General features: G+C 59.0%; 23 protein-coding genes. 16 read left to right on the plus strand and 7 right to left on the minus strand.

Annotated features, from left to right (window positions below; genetic code table 11):
* Positions 1-191: 191 nt before the first annotated feature.
* The gene (locus Pan181_RS23240; RefSeq protein ID WP_197528628.1) at positions 192-803 is read left to right on the plus strand and encodes a CPBP family intramembrane glutamic endopeptidase; all 612 of its coding nucleotides are present in this window, start codon (positions 192-194) and stop codon (positions 801-803) included.
* A 10-nt stretch (positions 804-813) separates the two neighbouring features.
* On the opposite strand, the gene Pan181_RS23245 is transcribed toward Pan181_RS23240, so the two are convergent.
* From Pan181_RS23245 to Pan181_RS23255, 3 genes are all read right to left on the minus strand, one after another.
* Positions 814-2,850, minus strand: coding sequence for a TonB-dependent receptor plug domain-containing protein (locus Pan181_RS23245; protein WP_197528629.1), 2,037 nt, complete (start codon positions 2,848-2,850; stop codon positions 814-816).
* 297 nt (positions 2,851-3,147) lie between these two features.
* Positions 3,148-3,990: a CAF17-like 4Fe-4S cluster assembly/insertion protein YgfZ gene (gene ygfZ / locus Pan181_RS23250; RefSeq protein ID WP_145250871.1), complete on the minus strand. Its 843-nt coding sequence runs from the start codon at positions 3,988-3,990 to the stop codon at positions 3,148-3,150.
* Positions 3,991-4,010: 20 nt separating this feature from the next.
* A complete protein-coding gene (locus tag Pan181_RS23255; RefSeq protein ID WP_145250874.1) occupies positions 4,011-5,249 on the minus strand; it encodes a lactate racemase domain-containing protein in 1,239 nt (412 codons plus the stop codon).
* Positions 5,250-5,438: 189 nt separating this feature from the next.
* On the opposite strand from Pan181_RS23255, the gene Pan181_RS23260 reads away from it, so the two are divergent.
* Positions 5,439-6,209, plus strand: a complete 771-nt coding sequence (locus tag Pan181_RS23260; protein WP_145250877.1) for a hypothetical protein — start codon at positions 5,439-5,441, stop codon at positions 6,207-6,209.
* A gap of 22 nt (positions 6,210-6,231) precedes the next feature.
* Here Pan181_RS23260 and Pan181_RS23265 read toward each other — a convergent pair whose 3' ends face one another.
* On the minus strand, positions 6,232-6,429 hold the full coding sequence (locus tag Pan181_RS23265) for a transposase (RefSeq protein WP_391483957.1): 198 nt from the start codon (positions 6,427-6,429) through the stop codon (positions 6,232-6,234).
* 89 nt (positions 6,430-6,518) lie between these two features.
* Between Pan181_RS23265 and Pan181_RS23270 the strand changes: the two genes are divergently transcribed.
* The 10 genes from Pan181_RS23270 to Pan181_RS23315 all read left to right on the plus strand — a co-directional run bounded on the left by Pan181_RS23270 (position 6,519) and on the right by Pan181_RS23315 (position 16,527).
* On the plus strand, positions 6,519-6,947 hold the full coding sequence (locus Pan181_RS23270; RefSeq protein ID WP_145250880.1) for a hypothetical protein: 429 nt from the start codon (positions 6,519-6,521) through the stop codon (positions 6,945-6,947).
* A gap of 129 nt (positions 6,948-7,076) precedes the next feature.
* Positions 7,077-7,493: a hypothetical protein gene (locus tag Pan181_RS23275; protein WP_145250883.1), complete on the plus strand. Its 417-nt coding sequence runs from the start codon at positions 7,077-7,079 to the stop codon at positions 7,491-7,493.
* Between the two features lie 158 nt (positions 7,494-7,651).
* Positions 7,652-8,740, plus strand: coding sequence for a UDP-3-O-(3-hydroxymyristoyl)glucosamine N-acyltransferase (gene lpxD / locus Pan181_RS23280; protein ID WP_145250886.1), 1,089 nt, complete (start codon positions 7,652-7,654; stop codon positions 8,738-8,740).
* A gap of 19 nt (positions 8,741-8,759) precedes the next feature.
* The gene (locus tag Pan181_RS23285; RefSeq protein ID WP_145250889.1) at positions 8,760-9,674 is read left to right on the plus strand and encodes an LpxI family protein; all 915 of its coding nucleotides are present in this window, start codon (positions 8,760-8,762) and stop codon (positions 9,672-9,674) included.
* A gap of 442 nt (positions 9,675-10,116) precedes the next feature.
* A complete protein-coding gene (locus Pan181_RS23290) occupies positions 10,117-11,112 on the plus strand; it encodes a sigma-54 interaction domain-containing protein (protein WP_145250892.1) in 996 nt (331 codons plus the stop codon).
* A 727-nt stretch (positions 11,113-11,839) separates the two neighbouring features.
* A complete protein-coding gene (locus Pan181_RS23295) occupies positions 11,840-12,022 on the plus strand; it encodes a hypothetical protein (RefSeq protein ID WP_145250895.1) in 183 nt (60 codons plus the stop codon).
* Between the two features lie 430 nt (positions 12,023-12,452).
* On the plus strand, positions 12,453-12,917 hold the full coding sequence (locus Pan181_RS23300) for a hypothetical protein (protein ID WP_145250898.1): 465 nt from the start codon (positions 12,453-12,455) through the stop codon (positions 12,915-12,917).
* Between the two features lie 606 nt (positions 12,918-13,523).
* Complete coding sequence (locus Pan181_RS23305; protein WP_145250901.1) at positions 13,524-14,261, plus strand: hypothetical protein; 738 nt, start codon at positions 13,524-13,526, stop codon at positions 14,259-14,261.
* 118 nt (positions 14,262-14,379) lie between these two features.
* A complete protein-coding gene (locus Pan181_RS23310) occupies positions 14,380-15,675 on the plus strand; it encodes an alpha/beta hydrolase family protein (protein ID WP_145250904.1) in 1,296 nt (431 codons plus the stop codon).
* Between the two features lie 93 nt (positions 15,676-15,768).
* Positions 15,769-16,527, plus strand: coding sequence for a methyltransferase family protein (locus Pan181_RS23315; protein ID WP_145250907.1), 759 nt, complete (start codon positions 15,769-15,771; stop codon positions 16,525-16,527).
* Here the strand turns inward: Pan181_RS23315 and Pan181_RS23320 are convergent.
* Entirely contained in the window at positions 16,524-17,825 is a 1,302-nt protein-coding gene (locus Pan181_RS23320) for a glycoside hydrolase family 43 protein (protein ID WP_197528630.1), read from the minus strand. The genes Pan181_RS23315 and Pan181_RS23320 overlap by 4 nt on opposite strands.
* 211 nt (positions 17,826-18,036) lie before the next feature.
* Between Pan181_RS23320 and Pan181_RS23325 the strand changes: the two genes are divergently transcribed.
* Entirely contained in the window at positions 18,037-19,647 is a 1,611-nt protein-coding gene (locus tag Pan181_RS23325; RefSeq protein WP_145250913.1) for a LamG domain-containing protein, read from the plus strand.
* Here Pan181_RS23325 and Pan181_RS23330 read toward each other — a convergent pair.
* Both Pan181_RS23330 and Pan181_RS23335 read right to left on the minus strand, forming a co-directional pair.
* Complete coding sequence (locus Pan181_RS23330) at positions 19,635-19,895, minus strand: hypothetical protein (protein WP_197528631.1); 261 nt, start codon at positions 19,893-19,895, stop codon at positions 19,635-19,637. The genes Pan181_RS23325 and Pan181_RS23330 overlap by 13 nt on opposite strands.
* A gap of 184 nt (positions 19,896-20,079) precedes the next feature.
* Positions 20,080-20,904, minus strand: a complete 825-nt coding sequence (locus tag Pan181_RS23335; RefSeq protein WP_197528632.1) for a tetratricopeptide repeat protein — start codon at positions 20,902-20,904, stop codon at positions 20,080-20,082.
* A gap of 264 nt (positions 20,905-21,168) precedes the next feature.
* Here Pan181_RS23335 and ilvN point away from each other — a divergent pair, with 264 nt between their 5' ends.
* The 3 genes from ilvN (at position 21,169) to argB (ending at position 23,792) form a co-directional block, all read left to right on the plus strand.
* Entirely contained in the window at positions 21,169-21,705 is a 537-nt protein-coding gene (gene ilvN / locus Pan181_RS23340; protein WP_145250919.1) for an acetolactate synthase small subunit, read from the plus strand.
* Between the two features lie 82 nt (positions 21,706-21,787).
* Positions 21,788-22,825 carry a ketol-acid reductoisomerase gene (ilvC, locus tag Pan181_RS23345; RefSeq protein WP_145250922.1) on the plus strand — a complete coding sequence of 346 codons (1,038 nt, stop codon included), beginning with the start codon at positions 21,788-21,790 and terminating at the stop codon, positions 22,823-22,825.
* Between the two features lie 70 nt (positions 22,826-22,895).
* Entirely contained in the window at positions 22,896-23,792 is an 897-nt protein-coding gene (argB, locus tag Pan181_RS23350) for an acetylglutamate kinase (protein WP_391483969.1), read from the plus strand.
* The last annotated feature ends 147 nt before the right edge of the window (positions 23,793-23,939 follow it).

The raw sequence follows: 23,939 nt of genomic DNA on the forward strand, positions 1-23,939 counted from the left end.
TGGGTGGAAACGATTCAATGTAGGTGTCATGGCAAGGGTGCGAAGCGATGGCACGATGGCCAGCCGGGCAATGTGGCCCCAAACGCAGACCCAAGGCGGGCCCCTTGCAGCAATAAAGAATGGGTCAATCTAGCGGGCGATTTGGCGATTCGTCAAGCGTCCCACCCCTTGCGACCCGCGGAGAAACCCCTGTGAGTACCATCCAACAACCCCCTACAGACCCCCGCCGAGTGCTCGGGCTCATCGTCGGATTCGAGCTGGGCTTAGGGGCCCTGGGGCTCGCCATTGCCTGGCTGGCGGACATCCCAATAGCCGACGTTTGTTGGCCAGCGGACCTCGATCGGGCTGCTGTTGCAGGGCTGCTGGCCGCACTGCTGCTGATGCCAGGGCTGTTTTTCCTGCTTCATAGTCGCTGGCGACCGCTCGTTCGGCTTCGGCAATTGGTCGATCGGGCGATTGGGCCCTGGCTTGCTGGGCAGTCGTTCGGGGGGCTACTGCTCATCTCGTTGGCCGCGGGGGCTGGGGAGGAGTTGCTGTTCCGCGGCGCCCTACAACCGCTGGCGATTCGGGTGACGACACCACTGGTCGGCATCTTGCTGGTGAGCCTGTTATTCGGAATCGTGCATGCGGCTTCGCGGACTTATTTCGTACTGGCGACGGTCATCGGCGTCTATTTTGGCAGTCTCGCCTACTGGCAGGGGGAAATCCTTAGTGCCGCGGTGGCCCACGCCCTGTACGACTTGGTGGCCTTGAAAGCCATGCTACGGCACCGCCAGCCAGCAGCCGGCGAGGGAATCGCTTAGCTTGTTGCGGCTAGAACTCGCAGCTCACCATACCGAACACGCCCGTTTGCACTTCGGTCGATTCGTAAAGGTCCTGGGTCGATTCCAGGTGCTTGTCATCGAATAGGTTCTGTCCCACGACCGAGTACTCCCAGTGCTTGCAGGGACGGTAGGCGAGTCGGACGTCGGCCACGATGTAGTGCGACACGCCGCCGCGGACCGAGTCGACGTATCGAAGCGTGCCGTCGAACTTCAGTTTTGAAGTCAGATCGTGGCTCGACGTGATCGAAGCCGTGTTGTGCACGAACATATCGAGCGGCACGCCAAACGAGTCGATCCCTGTGGGGCCCAAATCCCCCGTTGTTTGCATCCAGGTGTAGAATCCTCGCAGCCGCCAGCATTCGTTCACTTCGAGCATGGCCAAAAGCTCGGCTCCGTAAACCGCGCCGGAGTAGGCGTTGTCGTATTGCACCGTGATCAACGACGGCGTTTGGCTCTGAGGTACAAAGCTGATCACGTCGTCGTAGTCAGAGTAGTAGGCTGTCAGGTCCCAATAGAAGCTGTCGGACTCCTGTCGGCGGATGCCAAGTTCGTAAACCATAGCCGATTCGGCCATGACCGAACGCGAGCCGACGCCCAGCACATCGGGCGGCGATGGCTGTGGCAGATAGTAATTCAGATCACGGTCGCTCTGGCTGGGGGTGCGTACCGCCCGAGCAGCCGACGCCCAGAGCGAGGTCCGCTCGTCGGGCGTCAGGGCCAGCTTAACCGTTGGCTGATAGGTGAAGCCCACGAAATCGGTATGTTCCATCTTGCTACCCAAGGTCAGGTACAAGTAGTCTTCTGCAACCGTGTAAGTGTCTTGGAGGAAATAGCTAATGATGTCGAACTGATCACGCTGCGGCGCGAGGAAGTCCCCCAGACCAGTGCCGGTGATGCCGGTGTGATAGTCACGAAAACCAAATCCACATACAATGTCGTGTCGTTGTCGCCAACGAGTATGGAACAGCGTGTCGAGATCAAAAGCGCGGTGCGCTGATTGGCTATTCACATAGAAGGGTGGGAAGTCGTCTTCGCGATCGAACTGATCGTAATACAGCTGAATTTGCCAGTCGGTATCTTGGTCGACTTGGTGATTCCAGCGAGCCAGAATGTTCTCGCTTTCGATACCAACGTAGGGGGCTCCAAAATTGGAGTTGCCTTTAAGCAGGTTTCCCGTGAAAGTGAACTCATCCTGGCAGGTGGGCTTCCAATCGGCGCGGAACCCGACGGTCGCTCCATCACGACCATCGCTGGGAGGCTGATCGGCCCGGTAGCCGAAGTCGTCCTCGGATTCCATGGCATACACTCGGTACGTGAGCTCGGAGTCGCCGCCGCCCCAACGGAGGTGCCCAAAATGGCGGTGTTCGTTGCCTCCCCCTGCTTCGGCATAACCACCTCGGGTATCGCGGGAGTGCTTGGTGACGATATTGATCACCCCGTTGGTGGCGTTTGCTCCCCAGACCGACGAGCCCGGCCCGCGAATCACTTCAATCCGCTCGATATCGTGCATCGGTACCAACTGCTGGTCCCAGAACGTGCCGCCAAAGATAGGAGTATAGATCGCCCGGCCATCGATCTGCACCAGCAGTTTGTTCGCGTATTGGGTGGAGAACCCGCGGATCGAGATCGCCCACGTGTGGGAGTTCGAGCGGGCGACGTGCACCCCGGGCGCCAAGCGGAGGGCTTCGGGGATGTTGCGGGCGCCGCTGCGAGTGATCATCTCGTTGGTGATCACAAATACTGCTGCGGCGGTTTGTGAGATCGGTTGGGCAGTTCGCGTGGCGATCGACACTTCGGTGTCCATCTCCCCGGCCACCATCACATCGGCCCGCGTGAGTTGCTCAAGATCCATGTCGAGCAGGTCTTCGTCTTCAACGTCATCAAGCGAAGGTTGGTCTAAAGACTGCTCGAGCGAAATGGATTCGGGAAGTGTTGGATCAGGACCGACGCTAAGTTGCTGTGCGCACACCGGGGCCACAAATAGCGTGGCTGTCAGGCAAGCCCACACTCCTTGTGGAAATTGCATTGTACCTACCCTTCGAACAGCAATTGAGCAAATCGAACCGACATGGCCATCATGGATCGCACCTCCGTGACTGCGCGAGCGCATGGCGACCCCTCAAAAAGCAATCGGCGGTTCGGTGACCCGAGCGACGAACATTTCGGTGCATAAGCGGTGGAGGCGCTACATCGTTCGTTGCGATCGTTACGACCGCGCCAAGCCGATCATAAAGAGGAGTTGATTGGCAAGAAATGCAAAGAATGGCCAGCCGATAGGTGTTTGATTGCCGAGCGTTTGTGTGATCGTTTTAGTACAAACAACCTACGACTTACTTGGACGCACCGCAGCGATCACTTCGACTTTGCCCGCTTCCGAATCGAGCTGTGTCCCCGGCGCGAAGCTCCCGCGGCGAATCATCGCCAGGCTCTGCCAGCATTCGCCCACTAACGCGGCGGTGGTTACGGAGCCCACCAGGTTGTCGTCGCGGTGCAGCGTGGTTCCCACCGATAACTCAACGCCCGGCGAAGCTCTTACCACCGCGATTTGTTTGTTGACATGCCCCAACGCATCGAGGCGGGCGATTGTCTCCTGCCCCAGGTAACAGCCCTTGGTGAAGCTAATCGCCAGCTCGTTGCGATTCAGCTCCTGCGGCAGCGTGCTTTCACCGAAATCAACGCCGGCCAAGGGCCACCCGGCCGCGGTCCGCAGTGCGTCAAATTGCTCTACGGTTGCTGCTTGGTAGCCGAGTTGCTCGGCTCGTTCGATGTTGCCAGCGAGCACGATCCAGGCGTCTGCCCCGGTGAGCGTGCAGGCGAAACCATCTGCCGACTCGCAACCTTCGAGACTCCCGGTCAGTAGCAAAGGCTTCTCGGACGCGACTTCGACCGTAGCATCTTCGCTGATGATGTACTTACCGAAGTGCTTGGCCAGTTCCGCTACATCGGCAGCCAATACGACTAGTGAGAGTACATCGTCGCCGCAGCAAACCACGCAGTGAGCGACCACATGCCCCTTTACGTTGGTGACAAATGCCTCGCACGCGTTGCCAGGCGAGAGCTTATTGACGTCGGCGGTGCAGAGGTTGTGCACAATGCGGGTGCGGTCGGCACCACGAATCGTCAGTGTCGAGGCGGGCCAGTCGGCGAAGTAACGTAGCTCACTCATGAGGTGGTCCGATTGTTGAATTAACGCGAGTGAGCGGGGAAGCGCGGTACCGCGTATTGCCCTTCGTTCAGCACCAGGCAGCTCTCGCTGCGCTCGACGAGCCGAGTCAGTTCTTCGGGCGAGTTGACGTGGGTCATGCCTAGCTCTTCGACGGTTTCCTCGTCGAGTTGGCTCATGAAGTACACCGGGCCGCGGCACAGGGCTTTGTAGATTTCCCAAGCCGCCTGGGCGTCGTCGGTCTGAGCCCCTTGCAGCTCCGAAGCCACGCGTTCGAGGTCGCCATTCATGGTCATCAGTTTGCGAAGCGTCTTGCCGGGTGGGGTGTGGATTCGCGTGCAAATGGCCACCGCGCTGTAGTCTTCGTCGGCCGCGAGGCTCGCAGCGTACAATGCCCGCGCGACGTTGTCCCACGTTTGTTCTTGCTCGTTGCCTGCCAGGGTGGCGACCACCAGTCGGGCGCGGCTTTCCACTTCCTGAACCCACTGGCTATCGCATGCTTCCGCGACCGCCTGGGCGACGTCGTCGGGTGCGCCGGCAACCACCTTGGCGACACCGCCGCCAGGAGCAGGGACCACTTGCACCACCAGCGAGGCACCAAGCAACCACCCTGCGCGATCAGTCTCGCCACGTCGGGTGGACACGGCGGTCGGACCATCTAATGCGTCGGCCTGCTCGTAGCGTCGCTGGGTGGCCGTATCGGAGAAGCGTGGATAGAGCGACTCGTAGGGACCGCGCGAATCGTAGGAACCCGCCGTGCGACCACAACCCACGGGAATCACCACGTCGGCCTCAAACAACTCGCGACACATCAGTAGCGGCACCTCGTCGACCGCGGCCAGATAGCACAACGCTTTCTCGTCCGACGGGGTATGCCCGATCACCACGCAACCATCCTGCACCAAATCTTGTAGTTGTTCGCGTAGGGTGTCGGCTTCGGCAGTGCTGCCGACGACCACCTGCACCGACTCACGCCCAGCGCCGGCCCATTCGAGCGCGGCGACCAAGCCCCGCACCACAGCATCGGCCTGCCGCACATCGGCACCCAGGGCAATCGCCACCTGATCGCCAGGCACCATCGCCTGCGTGATCGGCGGAAAGCCGACCGGCTGCTGCAAGGCTGCCATCGTAGCGGCGGCCACGTCGAGCGATTCGGCCTCGCCGGGCGATTGGGGTTCGTGGCAACCAATCCAGGCTTCGTCGCGGAGCGACAGCTCGAGCGGGGGACAGTCGCCAAGGTGAATGTGGGTAACTACGGGCATATTGGTAGTAGGAAATTCGCGGAAGGGGTGGGTAGGGCCGGCCGTTACGCATCACTGGCTTGCCAACACGGGAGTAACGAATCGTATCGGTGCTCGGTGTCGAGGGTCAACCCGCGATGGTCGATTGCCCTGGGCTATGCTACGTTGAAAGCTTCGAAACAAGGACCTTTTTCACAGGGTGAGGTACTGATGACTAGCCGGGGAGTGCGATGGTTGCTGGCAGGAGTATGGCTGATCTCGGCGACCCATCTCGGCTGCAGCGAAACGCCGAAATCGACGCCGGATGCAGGTGCCGAATCAGGGCTGCAAGATACCGAGCCGAAATCGGACGAACTGACCGCCCGGCAGATTCTGGAGAACATGGCTGCGGCCTACCGGAATGCTGCGTCGTACGTGGACGCTGCTGATTATGGCACCCACTACGTGACAGCGGTGGATGGTTTGCAGCATCATGGGCTGCCGATTGCCTTGGGGGTCATGTTTCAGCGGCCGAACCGGTTTTTAATCACCCGCATCGAACCCCAGCCCGATGCCGAGCCGTTTGCTGCGTTCGTCGCTTGCGATGGAACCACCCTGGAAGGCTCGGTCTCAACACTCGAGCCGCAGCGGCTCACTCTGCCAGCTCCCGAGCAGGCGACTCTCGAAACCATGGCTCCCGACCCGGAACTCCGCAAAGGACTTTTCCCAGGGCCGGTTCGCGACATCTTTCCGCAACTCGACATGCTGCTGGCCCGCCCGGACGAGACACTCTGGTTTCTGGATCCCGCCCGCGAACTCGCGTTGCTGCCCCCCGCTCAGTTAGAGCGTGAGGGAGAGGTGCCGGCCGACTGCTACCGCGTAAAAATCGCGACACATGCCGGCCCTCACATTTGCTGGATCGAGAAAGGATCCTACTTATTGCTGCGGCTGGAACTGAACTACTACCGGCTGGAAGCCGGTAGGTTTGGAAAGAGTTCGTGAGCTACGGACTGAAGTCCTTCACTCACGAAGGCGTTACGCGGAAGTTATCTTCCCCGTCTTTGGGCTCCGTTCCCCGCTGACCCTGGATATACGCGGTAATCGCTTCCTCAGTCACACTTCCGCTAGACGCCACAAAGTACCCGCGGGCCCACAAATGACGCCCCCAGTACTGCTTTTGCAGATGCTGGAACTCCATCAGAAGCTTTCGCGAGTTCCTCACCTACTGTAACTTCTCGCCCCAAACGAAATGGCATTTCAAAATAAAGCGGCAATGTGCCCCAGTCCGGTAACTATCCATCCTAGTAGTATATGAACCTGAAGGTTTCGCCTGAAGGCGAGGGTTCTAACCCCATCGGTTGGATAATAGAGAACAAGCAACTAACCAGCGAACTGCATCCCGGTGAAGAGTATTTGAAGTTTGTCTGGCAGTTCGACTTCTACAACGCTTCGTTTGATACCGAGATTTCCGACGAGGTGTTCCACTTGCTTCCTACCCCCGAAGAAGCCGATCTGGAAGTTGTCACTCGTTTCACCCCATTAGCCGACACCCCGCCTGCTGATGAGTCGGCCGATACGATGGATCAAGAGCAAACCGAGCCAAGCGAGCAACCGGAACCCGACGCTTCCGAGAGCGATGACTCTGCAGCGACAGAGGTCCCAACGTCGGAAGCTGGCAACGAGCCGGCCGAAACGGAGGGCGAAACTGAGCCTGAGCAGCAACCATCGACCCCTGAGTAGCGTATCGCAAGTAAGGGAGTAATAGTGCTGCCCCCCGACATCTCGATTACACTACGGTCATGAAGAACGTAGGTGTTTTTTAGCCCGGAAGCGAGAGTTCCTCCAAAACGCCAGCAAATAGTCGGAATCATGCCCTCGCCAATGCTGCTAGCTGATGGATGGCCATCGACGCCTGCCGACTATTGGACGTTAGGCGTGTATGTGCTGGTGGTCGTGGGGGTTCCCCTGGTCGGCTTCATTCTGATGGTGAGTGACGTTCGGGCGCATTACCGCCGGCTAAAGCGGGCTTTGGTCCTGGTGTCGAACTACACCGTGCAGATACCCGCTTGGGTGGCCCACGAGTCGCGTCGGCGGCAGCGAACTCCCAAATGCCTGGCAGCGTTCGATTTGAAGCTTCCCTGCAGCGAAAGCGACCTGCTGCACGCTTACCGCCAACGAGTAAAGAACGAGCATCCCGACCTTGGCGGCGATCGAAATGCATTTCTTCGTTTACAGCGTGATTTCGAAGAAGCCCGAACCTTGCTCGAAAGCCTGCGAAACGCCTAGTTTTATGGCGATTTTCGGCAGTGCTAGCATCGCCGATGGTTGATGTTGTCGGTTGTTTAGTCCGGCAGTACTATTTGGCCACCCAGCCACCACACATGGAAGTTGTGGTGCGACTCCTCGAGTTTATATCTGATCCTAATGGGAAAAGGATTTCCCCCATGACCGACCTGCCCGGATCCACTCTGGTTGACCTTGCTGAACTGGTGCAAGGCACTTGTGTTGGTAACGAAACACTTACGATTTGTGGTGCTGCCCCGTTGGACGAAGTCGCCGCTGGCGAAATCACGTTCATCGACCAGTCGGAGCGAGTGGGCCAGGCCGTGGCATCGCTAGCCGAGGCCATCGTGGTGCCTGAGGGAACCGTGTGCGAAGGCAAGCCGGTGATCGTCGTCGCCGACGTGCACGCGGCCTTTCGGTTGATCGTATCCCACTTCCGCCCGCAGCGGACGCAGCTCTACGCCGGTATTTCCGATTCGGCCATCGTGAGTCCCCAGGCACGCATCGATCCTCAAGTTTCGATCGGTCCAGGGGCGACGATTGATACCGACGTCGAAATCGGCGGCGGCACTGTGATTCACGCTGGTGTGCACGTGATGCCGGGCTGCCAGATCGGCAAGAACGTCACCATCTTCCCCGGCGTGGTGCTTTATGAAGACACCGTGGTCGGCGACGAATCGATCATTCACTCGGGCGCTGTGATCGGAGCCTATGGCTTTGGTTATCGCCCGGTCGACGGACAACACGAACTCTCCGCCCAGTTGGGCAACGTGATTATCGGCAAACGCGTAGAAGTCGGTGCCAACGCGACGATCGATCGCGGAACCTACAGTGCAACTCGCGTTGGCGATGGCACCAAGATCGATAACCTGGTGCAAGTCGCTCACAACTGCCAAATCGGTCGTCACAATCTGTTATGTGCTCAGGTCGGCATTGCCGGCAGCACTACCACCGGCGACTACGTCGTCATGGCAGGGCAGGTTGGGGTTCGCGATCACGTGCACATCGGCGAAGGGGCCCGCATCGGTGCCATGGCCGGCGTATCGAACGATATCGCCCCAGGCGTGGTCGCCTTTGGTGCCCCCGCTACTCCGGAGCGCGATCAGAAGATTCTGCTTGCTTCGTTGGCCAAGCTGCCCGAACTTCGGAAGCAATTCAAGCAACTGCAGAAAGCGGTACGCGAGCTGGAAAGTGTAGCAGAGCAAGCTTCCGACCAGACAAACTGCAAAGTCATGGACCCCGCTGCCTGATCCCGATTCGATCGACACGATGAGCCAACGCGAAGCAACGCATACCAGCACCACCCAGCCAACCATCGGCCTATTAGCCGCATGGGGCCGGTTTCCGTTGGTGGTCGCCGAAAGCTTGCGCGACAATGGCTATCGCGTTTGCTGCCTGGGTGTGAAAGGCTATGCCGATGCCAATCTGGCCAAGGTGTGCGACGAGTTCGACTGGGTGGGGCTCGCCAAGTTCGGGCGGGCGACGCGGTGGTTTCGCAAGCAAGGTGCGACGCAGGCCACGATGGCCGGCAAGATTCACAAGGTGAATCTGTTTAACCCAAATGCCATCTGGCAGCTCATGCCCGATTGGACCACCTTCAAGGCCTTCTATCCACATTTCATCGCGCGGTCGTCCGACAAGAAAGACGATACACTGCTGCTGGCCGTGGTCGACACGTTTGCGAGCCAAGGCATCGAGTTCGTGCCGGCGACCGACTTTGCCCCCGATTTGCTCGTGGGGCCTGGGCAAGTAGCAGGCCGCCCGCTGTCGACGAGCGAGTATGCCGACGTTGAGTTCGGCTGGCACCTGGCTCGCCAGATGGGCGCGCTCGACGTGGGCCAAAGCGTGTGTGTGAAAGGGCAGGCGGTGCTGGCTGTCGAAGCGGTGGAAGGCACCGACCAATGCATCGCCCGCGCGGGGCAGCTCTGTCGCCAGGGTGGATTCACGGTGGTAAAAACCGCCAAGCCACAGCAGGACATGCGGTTCGACGTGCCGACCATCGGCGTGGGGACCTTGGAAAGCATGGCCCGTTCGGGGGGGAGAGTGCTCGCGGTTGAGGCAAACCGCACAATTTTGCTCGAGCCGAGCCAGTTTCATCAGCGAGCCGCCGAGCTTGGCATCACCGTGGTGTCGGTGCAGCGGCTCGGTGAGTCGCATGGCGAAGAGGCCGAGTTAGCCGCCTAGAATTGAGTAAGTCTTTTGCGTATAATGACTTACGTCTATTGCCGGGCTTTCTGCTCGCTGGTTGTCGCGACTCGCGATAACCCTCGTAATCGCTACCATCGATATTGCAACCGCAATTCAATCAATCGCTGGGGTTTTTCTAGCTAACTCATTCAAGTTGATTGAGGATTCCGTTGAGGCTGAGTATATTGAAGCTTCAAGGTTGTCGCGTTCTGAGGAATACCGGAGGCAATTCTCAAAGCGTGCAACTCCCGTTTGAAAACTGTGATTCATGGAAACGCTAGTGAAGCGATGGACAACCGATTTGCTTCTTTGAGAAGCAGGAGTAAATCGGTGATTGATACCCCCTAAAGCCAATAGCAGGTCGAGTAACCCGGAACAGTTGCTCGCATGCAGCACGCTAGTGAGGCGAGGCTGACATACCTGCGGACCTATTCTAACGATGGCATCAGAGGCACTAACACCGTCGATCGAGAAATTACTCTCTCGACCACCAGAACATCCCAAGAGCTGGGTGCTGGGAAGCAATCCGCGCGTAACGCGCATTGCGAGCCACGCCGAGAAAGCCGCGGAGGTTCAGTGTCCTGTCTTGATTACCGGCGAAACCGGTACTGGTAAAGAAGTGTGGGCACGCTTGCTCCACGAACTTGGCCCTCGCCGCGATCGTCTCTTCGTGCCGGTCAACTGTGCCGCGCTCACCCCAACGCTGGCCGAGAGTCAGCTGTTCGGTCACGAGAAAGGTGCGTTTACTGGTGCTGCCGGAGCGAGCATGGGTGTGTTCCGCGCCGGCAACGGTGGCATCGTCTTCCTCGACGAAGTCGGCGAAATGCCTGCGGAATTGCAGCCTAAACTGCTCCGCGTGCTGCAAGAGAACGAAGTGACTCCGGTAGGTGCTGCTCACCCAGTACCCATCAACGTACAAATCATTGCCGCGACGAATCGCGACCTCGAAGCCGAAGTGGCAGCCGGTCGATTCCGCGAAGACCTCTACTATCGTTTGAACATGGTAGAGCTCGAAGTGCCGCCGCTTCGCCATCGTGCGGACGACATTCCACGCTTCATCGAATACTTCTCGATGAAGTATGCCACGAAGTATCAACGCACCCCGTGGACTCCCTCGGCGGAGCGTCTCCGCGAGTTCTGCGAATACACCTGGCCCGGTAACATTCGTCAATTGGGTCATGTGATAGAGCAAGCGTACGTGCTCGATTGCGAGCCGTCGCTTCCCTCTACTCGCACCCGTCAGACATCGGTCCCCGCCCTCCCCTTCACGAATCTCGCCAAGCTGCGTCGTGTGGCGGTACAGCAAGCCCTGCAATCGACTCGCGGGCATAAAGGTCGGGCGGCCAAGCTGTTGGGTATTCACGCTAACACGATGACCCGGTTGTTGGCGCAGATCGAAAGCGAAGCACAAGACGACGAGTCCGCCGACTCCTAATCGCTTGCCATCATGAATCAGTCGTTGGGCCATGGCACAACGATTCTTTTTTTCTCTCCGCTGGTCTGCACCCATTCGGTGCATGGGTGACATAATTCTGAAGCGGCCCTGTTAACCCCTTCTCACATCGTGGGAATAATCTTCCCAAAGTCGATGGACGGAACTCACTACTCTGGTGAGCCGGTTCCCTGTGTTTGGTGAACGCGCTTGGACGCCTCGCGGGAATCCGCGGTGTTCGCAGAGGTCTACGAAGCCTTCGGGGCAACTATTTTGCCCAAATTGCCACAAATCTGGGGCTGATAGAAAGTTTTCCGCATCTTCGTTCGCCCAGTGCCCGGGGGGACTCACCAGCAGTGTGAGGGTTCACTCCGATAGTGAAACGAACTCTAAGTCGTTTATTAAACTTGACTTACGACGATTAACTGCGGCCGTTTTCACAATCCGAGGGAGACTTTCGGCGAGGGAAACGGACATCACGCGACTCGCCAACATGCCGTAAGTGCTTTCTGCATAAAGGTTTATGCTTCGCTCTTCGGGGGCCATCAGCGGTTGGCACGCGACTCGCAAAAGGAGAGTCGCAAGTCAGTAACTCTGAGCGATCGGAGGCTGTGTAGGTAGGCGCCGAGCCGGTTGGGGTGGATTGCCCCGCAAGCGCCACGATGCAGCGTCTGATGCCGTTCCGCATGGCGGAACGAAATCCGTTTGATAGCAAACCAGGAGTTCGGTCATGAGCATCGAGCAAGTCTACGAAAACGCAGAATCCAAGTACGGCACCGATAGCTTCGAGCACATTCGTTCGTCGCAGAGCAACTCGAGCAAGCGGCGTGCACCGCAAGGTCGTCGCAAAGGCAAGGCGCCTCAGTCGTTCAACGGTATTCACCGTCGCCGACGCAAGAAGGTGAACTGGTAGCAGCTGCACCTTGGGTCGCGATTGCGATCTCCGCGTAGGTGGGGGCAGCAACTAACAAGCAAGTTGTTCCTGCGAGAGACGCGAGTCGCGTGAGGCCATGCGGTTGCATGCGTCCTCTGCGTTGAGACAAACCATCGAATACTGAAATCAAGTGATCGCATGATGCGAGCATCTTGGTTCGTGAGGAGAAAGCAAGTCATTGCCGGTCGCGCTGAAACAAAGCATGTGCGACTGGGGTGTAAGTGTTGAACTTTGCTTACGCCTGAAATGTGAGAACCGTGCCATGAAGCTGCCGCCCCGCAGTTTCGCGCCGTTTGGCAATGGCTTTACCAGCGGGTGATCAGTCGCGACTCGGCGAGAGAAGTTGGTGATGAGTACGACGCGAACAATTCAACCAGATTTGGCGGTTGTAGGTGCGCCTGTCGTCACCATGAATCGTTCGGGTCCGGCAAGCACCATCGGGTGTCTGCTGATCTCGGATGATAAGCAGCATCGCAAAATTCTCGAACGAGTGGCCTGCACCGAGGGGTGGAACCTCGATGCCTGTGTCACTGTGCTCGAGGCCATGAAACTGGTGTTTCGTAAGAAATACGAGTTGGCGTTCGTCGACATCCAGAGCGTGGCCGGCAGTTCGATGCAGAACGACTACCAGGGCCTGGCGGGCGACTTGTCGCGCGATCATGTCCCGCTGTTGATTGTGAATGGGGTACCAGAAGATCCCATCGGCGAGATCACCGCACGTCAGATCGGCGTGTGGGTTTACCTGCCGGGATTCGACGGCAAAACAGAATTGGATGTGTTATTTCGGGAAGCTCGGTTGGCCTTGAAGCGGCTAACCAGACAACCCTCATCCACGGGAGTAATTGAAGTCACTGCATCGAAGCCACACCAGTAGCGGAAGTGCAAGCCATGGATCGTCACCAAGTGGCATCGTTACAAGGTAACCACAGATCGTGAGACTGCGCCGCGTTGCGTGGCGAGGTCGCGCGAATCGATAGAGGATCGATGCATGGCTGATGCAATAGATAGCAGTGAATTTGAACACCTGGAACGTTTTCAGCGAATGCCTACGCCATCGCGAAACCGCCAGGCAAAGACAAAGGGAGCGAAGCTTTCGAGGGGTGCCAGTGGGCAATCGAAACGTCGCAGCTCGTCGCAGGGAGGAATCCATCAGCGTCGTAATAAACGATCGGCATGGTAACCCTCAGGCACGCCCATGCTCACGCATGGTGAGAAACAAAGCAAAGCAGAAGAAACAGATAAGCAGGCGAGAAGTTCCATCGATGCAATCGGCCGTATGTCGACCGCAGAAAACCTGATGGTGAAGTGAGAGAGGGGGCGCCGCGACAGCGGATGTCCAGGCAGGTTCGATGCAGCAGGGCGGCCAGCATCATTACTAACAATACGATGAATATGATTTTTGGAATCTTAGCATTTATCCCGCTGTGAGGCTTGCTATCCAACGAGAGCAAGACAGCAATTCCTTGAAAGGTATGAGACAATGAAGAGTAGCACCCTGGCGTCATGGGCACTTGTGGCCCTTGTTACCTGTTGTTGTTTTGCCGGCTCAGCAAGTGCGGCCTTGGTAGAAACAGGCGACACTGCCAGCCTCGCAGACTTGATTGACAACGACGGTGTCTACGTCGTTGGCGATAAGCAGTTTAGCAACTTCAACTACGGCAACGCTCAAGTAACTCCCGACGATATGCCGAGTGCTTCTGGCATCTCGGTGATTGGTTTGGTCGACGACGATGGCAACTACGGTATTCGATTCCGTGGCTACTTCAGCGATTCAGCCTTCTCCCAAGGTGGTTCGGACGCGGCGATTGAGTTTGATGTCGACGTGCTCGATGAAGACTACGAGATTAGTGGTGTGATGTTGGCTGGCAACCCCAACGTGTTGGGCGATGCTGGTGCCATCAACGTGACCGAAGACTTCCTGCCGCTCGGTGCGAATGGTGAATACACGTTGTCGATCTACGACGATCGTCAGGGTGCAGGACTCCAGTTCTCGCAACTGATGGACTCGGTTTACTTCAACGAACCAGAGCCGATTACGTCGCTGCATGTTTACAAGGACATCGGTGCTTTGGCCTACACCGGATATCCCTCGGTAACTCTGTCGCGGATCGATCAGGTTTTCTACCAGGAGCCGATTCGTGTTCCTGAGCCTGCTGGCTATGCTCTGCTGAGCCTGATGGGTGCCGTGGTGGTTGGTCTTCGCTACCGCCTCGGTTAAGGGTTACGACCCACCAATAGATGAATAGACTACGACCGGCCGAGGGATTAATCCTTCGGCCGGTTGTGTTTTTGGCCTCTTCTTTTCTTGATCCAATCGTAGGTAGGAGCCTTTTCTGATGATCGGTGCAAGCGTTGTTTCGCGGTTTCATGGTTTAGCGATGGGGGCGATTCTGGTGGGAACCACTCTCCTCCCCTGCCCTTCGACATCGGCTGACGAACCGGCCACCTGGATCGCCAGGCCTGAAACCGTCCGTGGCTACGCCACTCGCACCGACGTTGAAGTGCGAGAAGATCACGTGCCGAGTTACACGCTGCCCGAAGTGCTTGGGGAGATCGATCGCCAGGCTCCAAAAGATGAGCAGCAGCAAGCATGGAACGATCGCCGCGAAACGCTGCTCGATGTGTTCCGCAACAACGCGTACGGCCAGGCGGTTCCGGCTCCTACGAAGCTCGAAGTGGAAACAATCGAAGTCGCTCCGCTCGCTTCGGTGCCAGGTGGCGTCAGGGAGCGCCGGCGCGTGACCGCGACCCTGGAAGGAGGAGAATTCGATTTCGAGTACGTGCTGTACGCGAAGCAATCGCAGCAGAGTCCCCTGTTTGTGATGATCAACAATCGCGATCCCGAGCTTTCGTCGCCCGAAGGGGAAGAGTTCATCGGGTTTTTGCCAGTGCCGGAGATTCTGAAAGCGGGCTGCGCGGTCGCGGTGTTCCACCATAGCCACGTTGCGCCCGACAACCCGGAGCACTTTCGCGAAGGAGTGTTGAGCGTGGTGTTGCCAGAAGGTCCGCGGGCGGCCGACGCACCGGGCGCGATTACTGCCTGGTCGTGGGGAGCGAGTCGCGTGCTCGATTCGCTTAGCGATCATCCATTGGTTGATGCCGAACGCGCGGCGATCATCGGGCACTCGCGGGGCGGGAAGACGGCCCTCTGGACCGGCGCCTGCGACCCTCGATTCTCGCTAGTGATCTCCAACAACTCGGGCTGCATGGGGGCCGCTTTGTCGCGACGTGCATACGGCGAAACGGTCAACATCATAAGTCGAACTTTCGATTATTGGTTCTGCCCGCAACTGCAGGAGTATGGCGATCGCGTCGCCGAATTGCCGATCGACCAACACCAGCTCATCGCTTTGTGTGCTCCCCGCAACGTCTACGTGGCGAGCGCCGGCGACGACCTGTGGGCCGACCCCCGCGGCGAGTGGCTCGGCTTGGTGAACGCCAGCCCGGCCTTCGAGCTCATCGGCTCCGAGAGTCTGGATACCAGCGATACGATGCCGGTGCTCGGCCAGCCGGTTACGCGAGGATGCACGAGTTACCACATTCGTCCAGGCCGCCATAACCTGACATTGTGGGACTGGCAGCAGTACTTGCGAGTTGCACGCGACATCTGGAAGATCGGCGAAACACCCTGAAACAGCAGTCCTTGATGAAAACGCGACGAGGCGTCTGTAACAGCTCGTAGGTCGACCCGTATGAGATGCGTCCTTTAACAATGGAGGTCTCAGATGAGCCGTTTCGCAATCGTGTCATACAGCCTGCTTGGTTACGCTGTTGGTTTGGCGGGGCTGACAGCGTTTATGTTGTTCGTCGGTGGGTTTGCGGTGCCGTATCGCATCGATGCCGAGCCAACCCGCGCGTTACCTTTGGCACTGGCTGTGAATGCGGGCCTGCTGTTGCTCTTTGGCTTGCAGCACTCAGTGATGGCCCGCAAGTCGTTCAAAAGCTTGTTCGCCAACTACTTACCCGCCGCGGCCGAGCGTAGCACGTACGTGTTGCTGTCGGGCGTGGTGACCTTGTTGCTTTGCTTTGGCTGGCAGCCGATTGCTGGCGTGGTATGGCAGGTGGATTTTCCGCTCGTGAGCACGCTCTTAACCACACTCCAGTGGTCGGGCTGGGCATTGGCCGTCGCGGCGACGTTCATGCTCAGCCATCAGGAGATGTTTGGGCTGCAGCAAGCGTTTGCCCACGCGACGAATCGCACCGCGAGCCCACCCGCGTTTAACGATCGATGGGGCTATAGCCTAGTGCGTCATCCCATTCAGCTCGGCGTGTTGATCGGCATTTGGGTGACTCCCTTCATGTCGGTATCGCATCTGCTGCTGTCGATCGGACTGACCACCTACATTTTCATTGGGCTGGCGTTGGAAGAGCGGGATCTCGTGGCCGATTTTGGCGACGACTACCGCGACTACCAGCGGCGGGTCCGCCGGTTGATGCCGGTGCCGCGTTGGACCGCCGACAAGCAGGAAGCCCTCGCCCGCTAGAGTAGCCTGCGTCCGCAGACGTAAGCCGCCGCCAGGCCGAAGAGCGCGAGCAGGGTGCTGGTTGGTTCAGGCACGGCGAGCGAGTCGAGCATCGCGGCGAACGAGTCTTGCCCCGCGGTGGCCAGGTCCATCGCCTGGTAGTAGTCGTTGTAGTACGACTTGAACAAGCGGAAGTCACTCTGATCGTTCAGGCCGTCGCCGTTCAGGTCGCCGCGTGCGGCTTGTTCGGCGGCGGTCAAACCACTTAGGTCGGTCAGGTGGTACTCCTGAAAGGCGAGCCAGTCCTGCACATCGATCTGATCGTCGTCGATCAGGTCGGCCGCGGAAAACGCCAGCGAGTCGAAGATCGCCGAGATCGGCGCGGCGAACACGGTGCCATGATGCCCGCTCGGCAGGTTCGCTTCGCTCGTCAGGTTCACCCACGACGATGCGTTGGTGGGATCGGCATCGGTCGTCGCGGCGACGCCAAAGTAGCCAGCACCGTATGCGTCGTAATACATCAGCCAGCGGTCGTCGACTCTCAGCAGCGATGGGCCTTCGGTCGCGTTGCCTTCGATCGCCGAACCAGGGCCGACAATAATCGGGTTGTCGGTGGTCCAAGGTCCCTGGGCGGTGGACGAAGTCGCCAGACGGATGTTCTTTTGCCCGTTCTGTTCGTCCTTGATTGCCATCAGGTACTGACCGTTCTCGGCATCGTGGGCGATCATGGCGTCGATCACTGTTGCCCCGTTGTAGTAATACAAACTCGGGTCGCTGTAGTTCGCGAAGTCGGTGGTCGTGATCGAGTAGAGCTTATGGTCGCCGTTGTCCAGATCCGAAGCAAAGATGATCTGGTAGTTGGCGTTCGCCTCGTCGTAAAACACCTCCGGCGCCCAGGTGTGGTTGACCACGGTGCTCTGGTCCCAGATCTCAATGAGTTGCTCGTTACTCCAGTTCACCAAGTCGGGCGACGACGCATAGCCGATCGTGCGAGTGGTGATGCCGGAGGTCCAGACCATGTGGAACAGGCCATCGGGGCCGTACACCACCGAGGGGTCGCGGGCCTGGTCTTCGTCGTTGGTGTTGGTATTAGAGCCATCGCCCCAACTGCTCGGCGGAACATACACTGCGTCGCCGTTGTTCATGTCGGAGAATTGCAGCCCGTCGATGCTGCTCTGCATGAACACGCCCGAGTGCCCACCAACCGGCCAGCCCCCTTGGAAGTAGGAGAACACGTATCCCATTGGTTCCGCCTGCGCAGCGGGAGCGGCCAACACGAACAGTGCCAGGCCAAGTATCCAGAAACGAGAAGTGCTCACGGTTTCGCTTGCTTTCTGCGGCCAGCACAACGGCTGGCGACCTACGGATTCAACCACGGAACCACTTGAGGAGCATCGGGTCCGCATTGCCGAGGAGAGGGGACTGTATGACTTTATTCTAAGCAAAGTCCCCGCACAGGCATAGTAATCATAAACATTTTTGCGATAATGGAATTGCTGGAACAGACACTTCTCCCCCCTTGCTTCAGGCATGAACCTCTCGACTCGTAGTACGTTCGCGCGTCCCGCTTGTCTGGTGCTATGCACTTGGATCGCGCTGACTTGTGGTGCTCCGCGGCTCGCGGCTACCACCCTCGCGTGGTGGGACTTCGAGTCAGATCTCGCAACTGGCTCGGTTGTCGATGGGCAGTACATCACGCATACCACTGCCGACGGGGTGCATCAGGACGCGGTGCCCGACCTCTCGGGCAACAGCAATCACTTGTCGGCTTTCGGCGACGGGTGGGGCACTGGCATTTATCGCCAGGTGGTTCCGGCCGGCAGTCTCACCGGCAGCCAGTTCAGCGTGCAGAACGGGGGATCGTATCCCTCTCTTTCCACCGCTGGCGATCTCGACCGCTCCGGTATTGCAGTCGGTGAGCTTGCCGAGTGGACCATCGAAGCGTCGGTGCGATTCACGAGCCTGGGTGGCTATCAAACCATGGTCGGCAAAGATGGCGTCGGGCAGGCATTCGCGTCGGGTGATAGCGCGGCCGCGCCGTTGTACTTCCAGAAGACCTCGGGCAACGTGTTCAGCATTCGTTACATCGACGCGGCCGGCTACCAGCATCTGCTCGATGGCAGCACCACGGTCGAAGCCGATACTTGGTACAACGTGGCCGCGACCAGCGATGGCGACTCGCTGCGTATCTACGTCGATGGCAACCTCGACGCGGCTTATGATCTCACGGCGAGCGGATCAAGCAACCGGGCGATGGCCGCACTCGACGAGTCGGGCCAGGAAGGCAACTCGGGGCCGGCATACAGTTGGTCGCTACTCCGCGGGATGTACGACGATGAACATCGTGACCGCGTGCAAGGTTATCTCGACGACGTTCGCATCAGCGACGTTGCCCTTGCGGTCGACGACCTGCTCAACCCCTACGCGTCGGCATTGTCGCTAGTCGTGAACACCGAAACCGGCGAAGTGCGGATTCGTAACAACGGAAGCACCGCGATCTCGCTCGACTACTATCGCATCGATAGCCCAACTGACAGTGCATTGCTCGTAGACGACTACGACGGAACCAGCGGATGGTACTCGCTGAGCGATCAGCAGGTCGACGCTTCCGGCGATGGCTCCGGCATCGGCGAAACCTGGGACGAAGCCCAGGCCAGTGTGCTGTCGAGCCAATTGTTGGTAGAGAACTTCCTGCTCGGCAACACCACCTTGGCTGCAGGCGAGTCGCGGTGGTTGGGCGTGCCGGTGGATGTGGAGCGGCTCGCGGGCGATCTGGTGTTTCAGTACGCCGAGCCAGGGGGCTCGCTCAAACGCGCCCGCATCGAATACACAAGCGAAGTCGCGTCGCTACCTGGCGACTTCAACGACGATGGTACCGTGAACCTGGCCGACTACGTTGTCTGGCGCGACAATCTGGGGGTCGCCGACGAACACGCGATTGCCGGCAATGGAGACGGCGCTGCTGGAGTCGACTTTGGCGACTATCGTTTATGGCGTCTGCAGTTTGGCAACACCTTGGATGCCGCCAGCGGACTGACGGCCTCTCAAGTGCCAGAGCCCACCGGGGGGCTGTTGGCTGTAATAGGGCTCACCCTTCTCACACAAGCAGTGCGTAAGCGAGTTTGCCGCTACTTCGAGTAACCAAGCTCTTTGACGACGCTCAGTACTTCTTCGTAGTTGATGAACCGGCGACGATGACGAGCCTTGTATTCGTCGATTGCGCGGGCCAGTTCGGCCGCATCGGCACTCAACTCGCTGTGGCTGTTCGTAAACTGTCGGCGTTCACGCACCGGGGCATCCCCCGCCGGAACACTGCGACGACGGTCGACGAAGGTGGCAGCTTCCTGAGGTGTGTCCGGAGTGGTATCGACCATAGGAACGGGATTCATGGGGAGTCCTTTCTGGCAGGTGGCGTGCGGATGAAACGATCCGGGGAGCCTGCTGCTCTATGCAGAGTCGGCCCCATCATGTCTGTACCACAAATCTAGGTCACCTCTTATGCAGCGAAAGCAGCCAGAACGCGCGGTGCCGTCAAATCGAAACTCGCTGGCCAGTTGTAGCGATCGTAACGATTTACAGACGCTGTCCGCCGCCGGGAGTCTTGGGCAACTGGCTTAGCTCCACGGTCGATTGCTGGGCCTGGGCGAGCAGCGTTTGCAGCTCGGGATTGGTCGATCCCCGCTCGGCGGCCAGGGCGAGTCGCTCGGTGGCCATTCTTGGTCGCCCCAAGGCCAGGTAGGTGCGCCCTTCGAGTTCGAGCATCGCGCTCGATTCTCCGCCGGGGCCGACGACATCCTGCAGGCGATGCAGTGTGGCCAGGCACTGATGGTGCTGCTGGCGCTGGTGGTAGATTTTGGCCGATTCAAGCAGCAGCCCTGCTTCGTTCGGAGCTAGCAGCAACGCCCGCTGCATGTCGGCCATTGCGCGGGTGGTGTCGCCTTGCGCCGCGTAGGCTTGCCCCCGCAGGGTCCAGGCGGCCGCGAGCGACTGGTCGAGGCGGATCGCCCGATTGGCCTGCTGGATCGCCCGGTCGGCATCCTCGGCTTCGAGCAGCAATTCGCCCGCTCGCACCGCGGTCCAGGGATCGGCCGCGTCCAAGTGCGATGCCACGGCCATATGCTCCAGGGCCTCGGCATTGGCCCCGCGACGTTGCAGCACTTCGGCCAGCTTGCAGCGAGCCTCGGGATCGTCGGGGGTTTTTTCAATCGCCTCGCGAAGTAGCTCCTCGGCTTCGTCCCACTGCCCTACTTCCATGGCCGCGACGCCTTGACGGGCCAATCGCCGCCCGTGCGACACCGACGGCGGCACCGGCTGCAGCGATCGCCAGCTCACGCAGCCAGCCTGTGCGGCCAGCAGCAGTAGCGAGATCAGGAGTGTCAGTGGCGAACCAGATCGCATTTTTGTCCTTGGAAAACCGAAGAAAAACGCGCCGCGGAGGGTAGCAGCCTGGCGGGAGTTCCGCAACGTCGGATCGTTTGTCATTTGCTAGCGAACCTCTGCTTGTTTGTCGGCGTCCTGGCGGGCATGCTGGAGGGCTGTTTCCCGAGAAAAAGGGTGCGGTCCTCCCCACCTGGGTCCCTCTAGCCGGTTGCGGGGGCCGGTTGAGGTGGATAAACTCATGGATTCTGCGTATTTCACTGCCGCTAATTGAGACCTGGTTTCATGCGACACGTCCTATCTGCCGTTGTTCAAAACGTTCCTGGCGTACTGGCCCATGTGGCCGGCATGTTGGCTTCGCGTGGGTATAACATCGACAGTCTTGCCGTTGGCGAGACAGAAGATCCGTTACTCTCGCGGATGACCTTCGTGGTAGTCGGCGATGATAGCGTGCTAGAACAGGTACGGAAGCAGCTCGAGAAGATCGTGACGGTCGTCAAAGTGACCGACGTCAGCGCGAAGGACTTCGTGGAACGCGACCTGATGCTTATCAAGGTCGCCGCCACTGGCGACCATCGCCATGAAATCCGCGAGCTGACCAAGATCTTCCGCGGGCGGATTGTCGATATCGCGCCCGACGAAATGATCATCGAAATCTCGGGCCAGGAGCGCAAGGTCGAGGCCTTTATCGACCTGATGCGTCCCTTTGGCATCAGCGAACTCGTGCGGACGGGGCGTATTGCGATGGTTCGCTCGATCGACCGCCCGGCGAAAGCCGGCAATATCCGTCCTGCCGTTGGCACGCATAAGCCAGCCGAGTAAGGCAGTCGCGACTCGCGGAGCTGCCGACCCTAGAGTGCTTTTCCCTCTATTTCCATTTCACCCCACTCAGCAACCGAACAACATGGCCGCCAAAGTTTACTACGACGCCGATGCCGATCTGGCCCACCTGAAGAATAAGACCGTCGCCATCATTGGTTACGGTTCGCAAGGTCACGCCCACGCCCAGAACCTGCGTGACAGCGGCGTAAAGGTAGTGGTTGGCCAGCGTCCTGGTGGCGAAAACTACGATCTGGCCAAGTCGCACGGTTTCGAGCCGGTCAGCGCCGCCGAAGCCGCCAAGCAGGGCGATGTGGTGAACATCCTGCTGCCGGACGAAGTGCAGGCCGACGTCTACAAGGCAGACATTCGCGACAACCTCGAGCCGGGCAACATCCTTATGTGCTCGCACGGCTTTAACGTCCACTTCGGCCTGATCGAACCCCCTAAGGGTGTCGATCTGTTGCTAGTCGCTCCCAAGGGGCCTGGCCATCTGGTGCGCAGCGAGTTCGTGACTGGCGGCGGTGTCCCTTCGCTTATCGCTACTCGCGTAGCCGGTAGCACTGCCAGCGACGACGACATGTCCGACGAGTCCTCTACCGTCTTCAAGGTGGGCATGGCCTACGCCAAGGGCAACGGCGGTACCCGTGGTGGGGTGATTCGCACCACGTTTGCCGAAGAGACCGAAACCGACCTGTTCGGCGAACAAGCCGTGCTGTGCGGCGGTTTGAGCGAACTGATCAAGGCGGGCTTCGAGACATTGGTGGAAGCCGGCTACCAGCCCGAGATGGCTTACTTTGAGTGCATGCACGAAGTGAAGCTGATTGTCGACCTGTTCTACCAGGGCGGCCTCAACTACATGCGTTACAGCGTGAGCAACACCGCCGAGTACGGCGACTACAGCACTGGTCCGCGGATCGTGACCGACGAGACCAAGAAGGAAATGAAGAAGGTCCTCGAAGAGATCCAAAACGGCACCTTCGCCCGCAACTGGATTCTGGAAAACAAAGCCGGCGCACCAGGCTTCAAAGCCACTCGCCGCCGCGAGCGTAATCACCCCGTTGAACAAGTCGGTCGTGAGCTTCGTCGCATGATGAGCTGGATCGACGAGAAAGAAGTTTAATCGGAGGGTTTCGTCGAAAGTGGGCAGTGTGCCGCTTTCACGTTCATGCATACGCCGCGAAAGTTAAGTGATGAAAGTGCGAGAAGCGATCGAAAAGGCCGATACCCTCATCGAGGCGATGGGCTGGATCCGTCGCTTCCGCGATAGCATCACGGTCATCAAGCTCGGCGGCAGTGTGATGGAAGACGCCGATGCCCTCCGGCATTTGCTGGTCGACATCGTGTTCATGGAAACCGTCGGCATGCGGCCCATCGTCGTCCACGGCGGCGGAGCCGCCATCTCGCGGGCGATGTCCGAAGCCAAGCTCGAGCCCCGGTTCATTCAAGGTCGTCGCTACACCGATCAGGACACGCTCGACATTGTTCAGCGAGTGCTCGCTGGCGAGGTCAACGAGATGATCGCCGAGCGGATCGAAGATTTCGGCGGTCGGGCGATGCCGCTCAACCCCAACGGCGAGACCGACAATAACGTGCTGTTCGGCGAGCCGCTCAAGCTGGCTGGCGAAAACGGCGAAGAAATCGACCTCGGCTTCGTCGGTCAGGTGACCAGCGTCGACCGCGACGCGCTCGACAACCTTTGCTATGCCGGGCAGGTGCCGATCATTCCCTCGGTTTGCAAAACCGCGGATGGCCAACTGCTGAACGTCAACGCCGATACCGCAGCGATGGCCGTCGCCCAGGCGATGGGCGCCGAGAAGCTGATCTTCCTCAGCGACGTCAACGGCGTGCGACTCAACAAAGACGATCCCGAATCGCTCATCCACACGCTCACGGCCGAAGCGGCCAGCGAGCTGATTAAGAAGGGGGTGATCGAGTCGGGCATGATTCCCAAAGTGCAGGCCTGCCTCGAAACACTGGAAAAAGGCGTCAAGAAAATCCACATCATCGACGGCCGACTCCGCCATTCGCTGCTGCTCGAAATCTACACCAACCGCGGCATCGGTACCGAAATCGTCACCGCGATCTGACGCGTCCCGATTTCTTCTACCGCTGACCGCTACGGCCCGATCTCGATTCATCACTAGCGTTTCGGATGGGTTGCTGCTGACGAGTAATTTCGCTCGTCGTCGGCATGTCTTCGTTGTTGCGAAATGTGGTCGGCAGAACCCACAATC

The organism is Aeoliella mucimassa, from assembly GCF_007748035.1.
In the GTDB taxonomy this organism is placed as follows: domain Bacteria; phylum Planctomycetota; class Planctomycetia; order Pirellulales; family Lacipirellulaceae; genus Aeoliella; species Aeoliella mucimassa.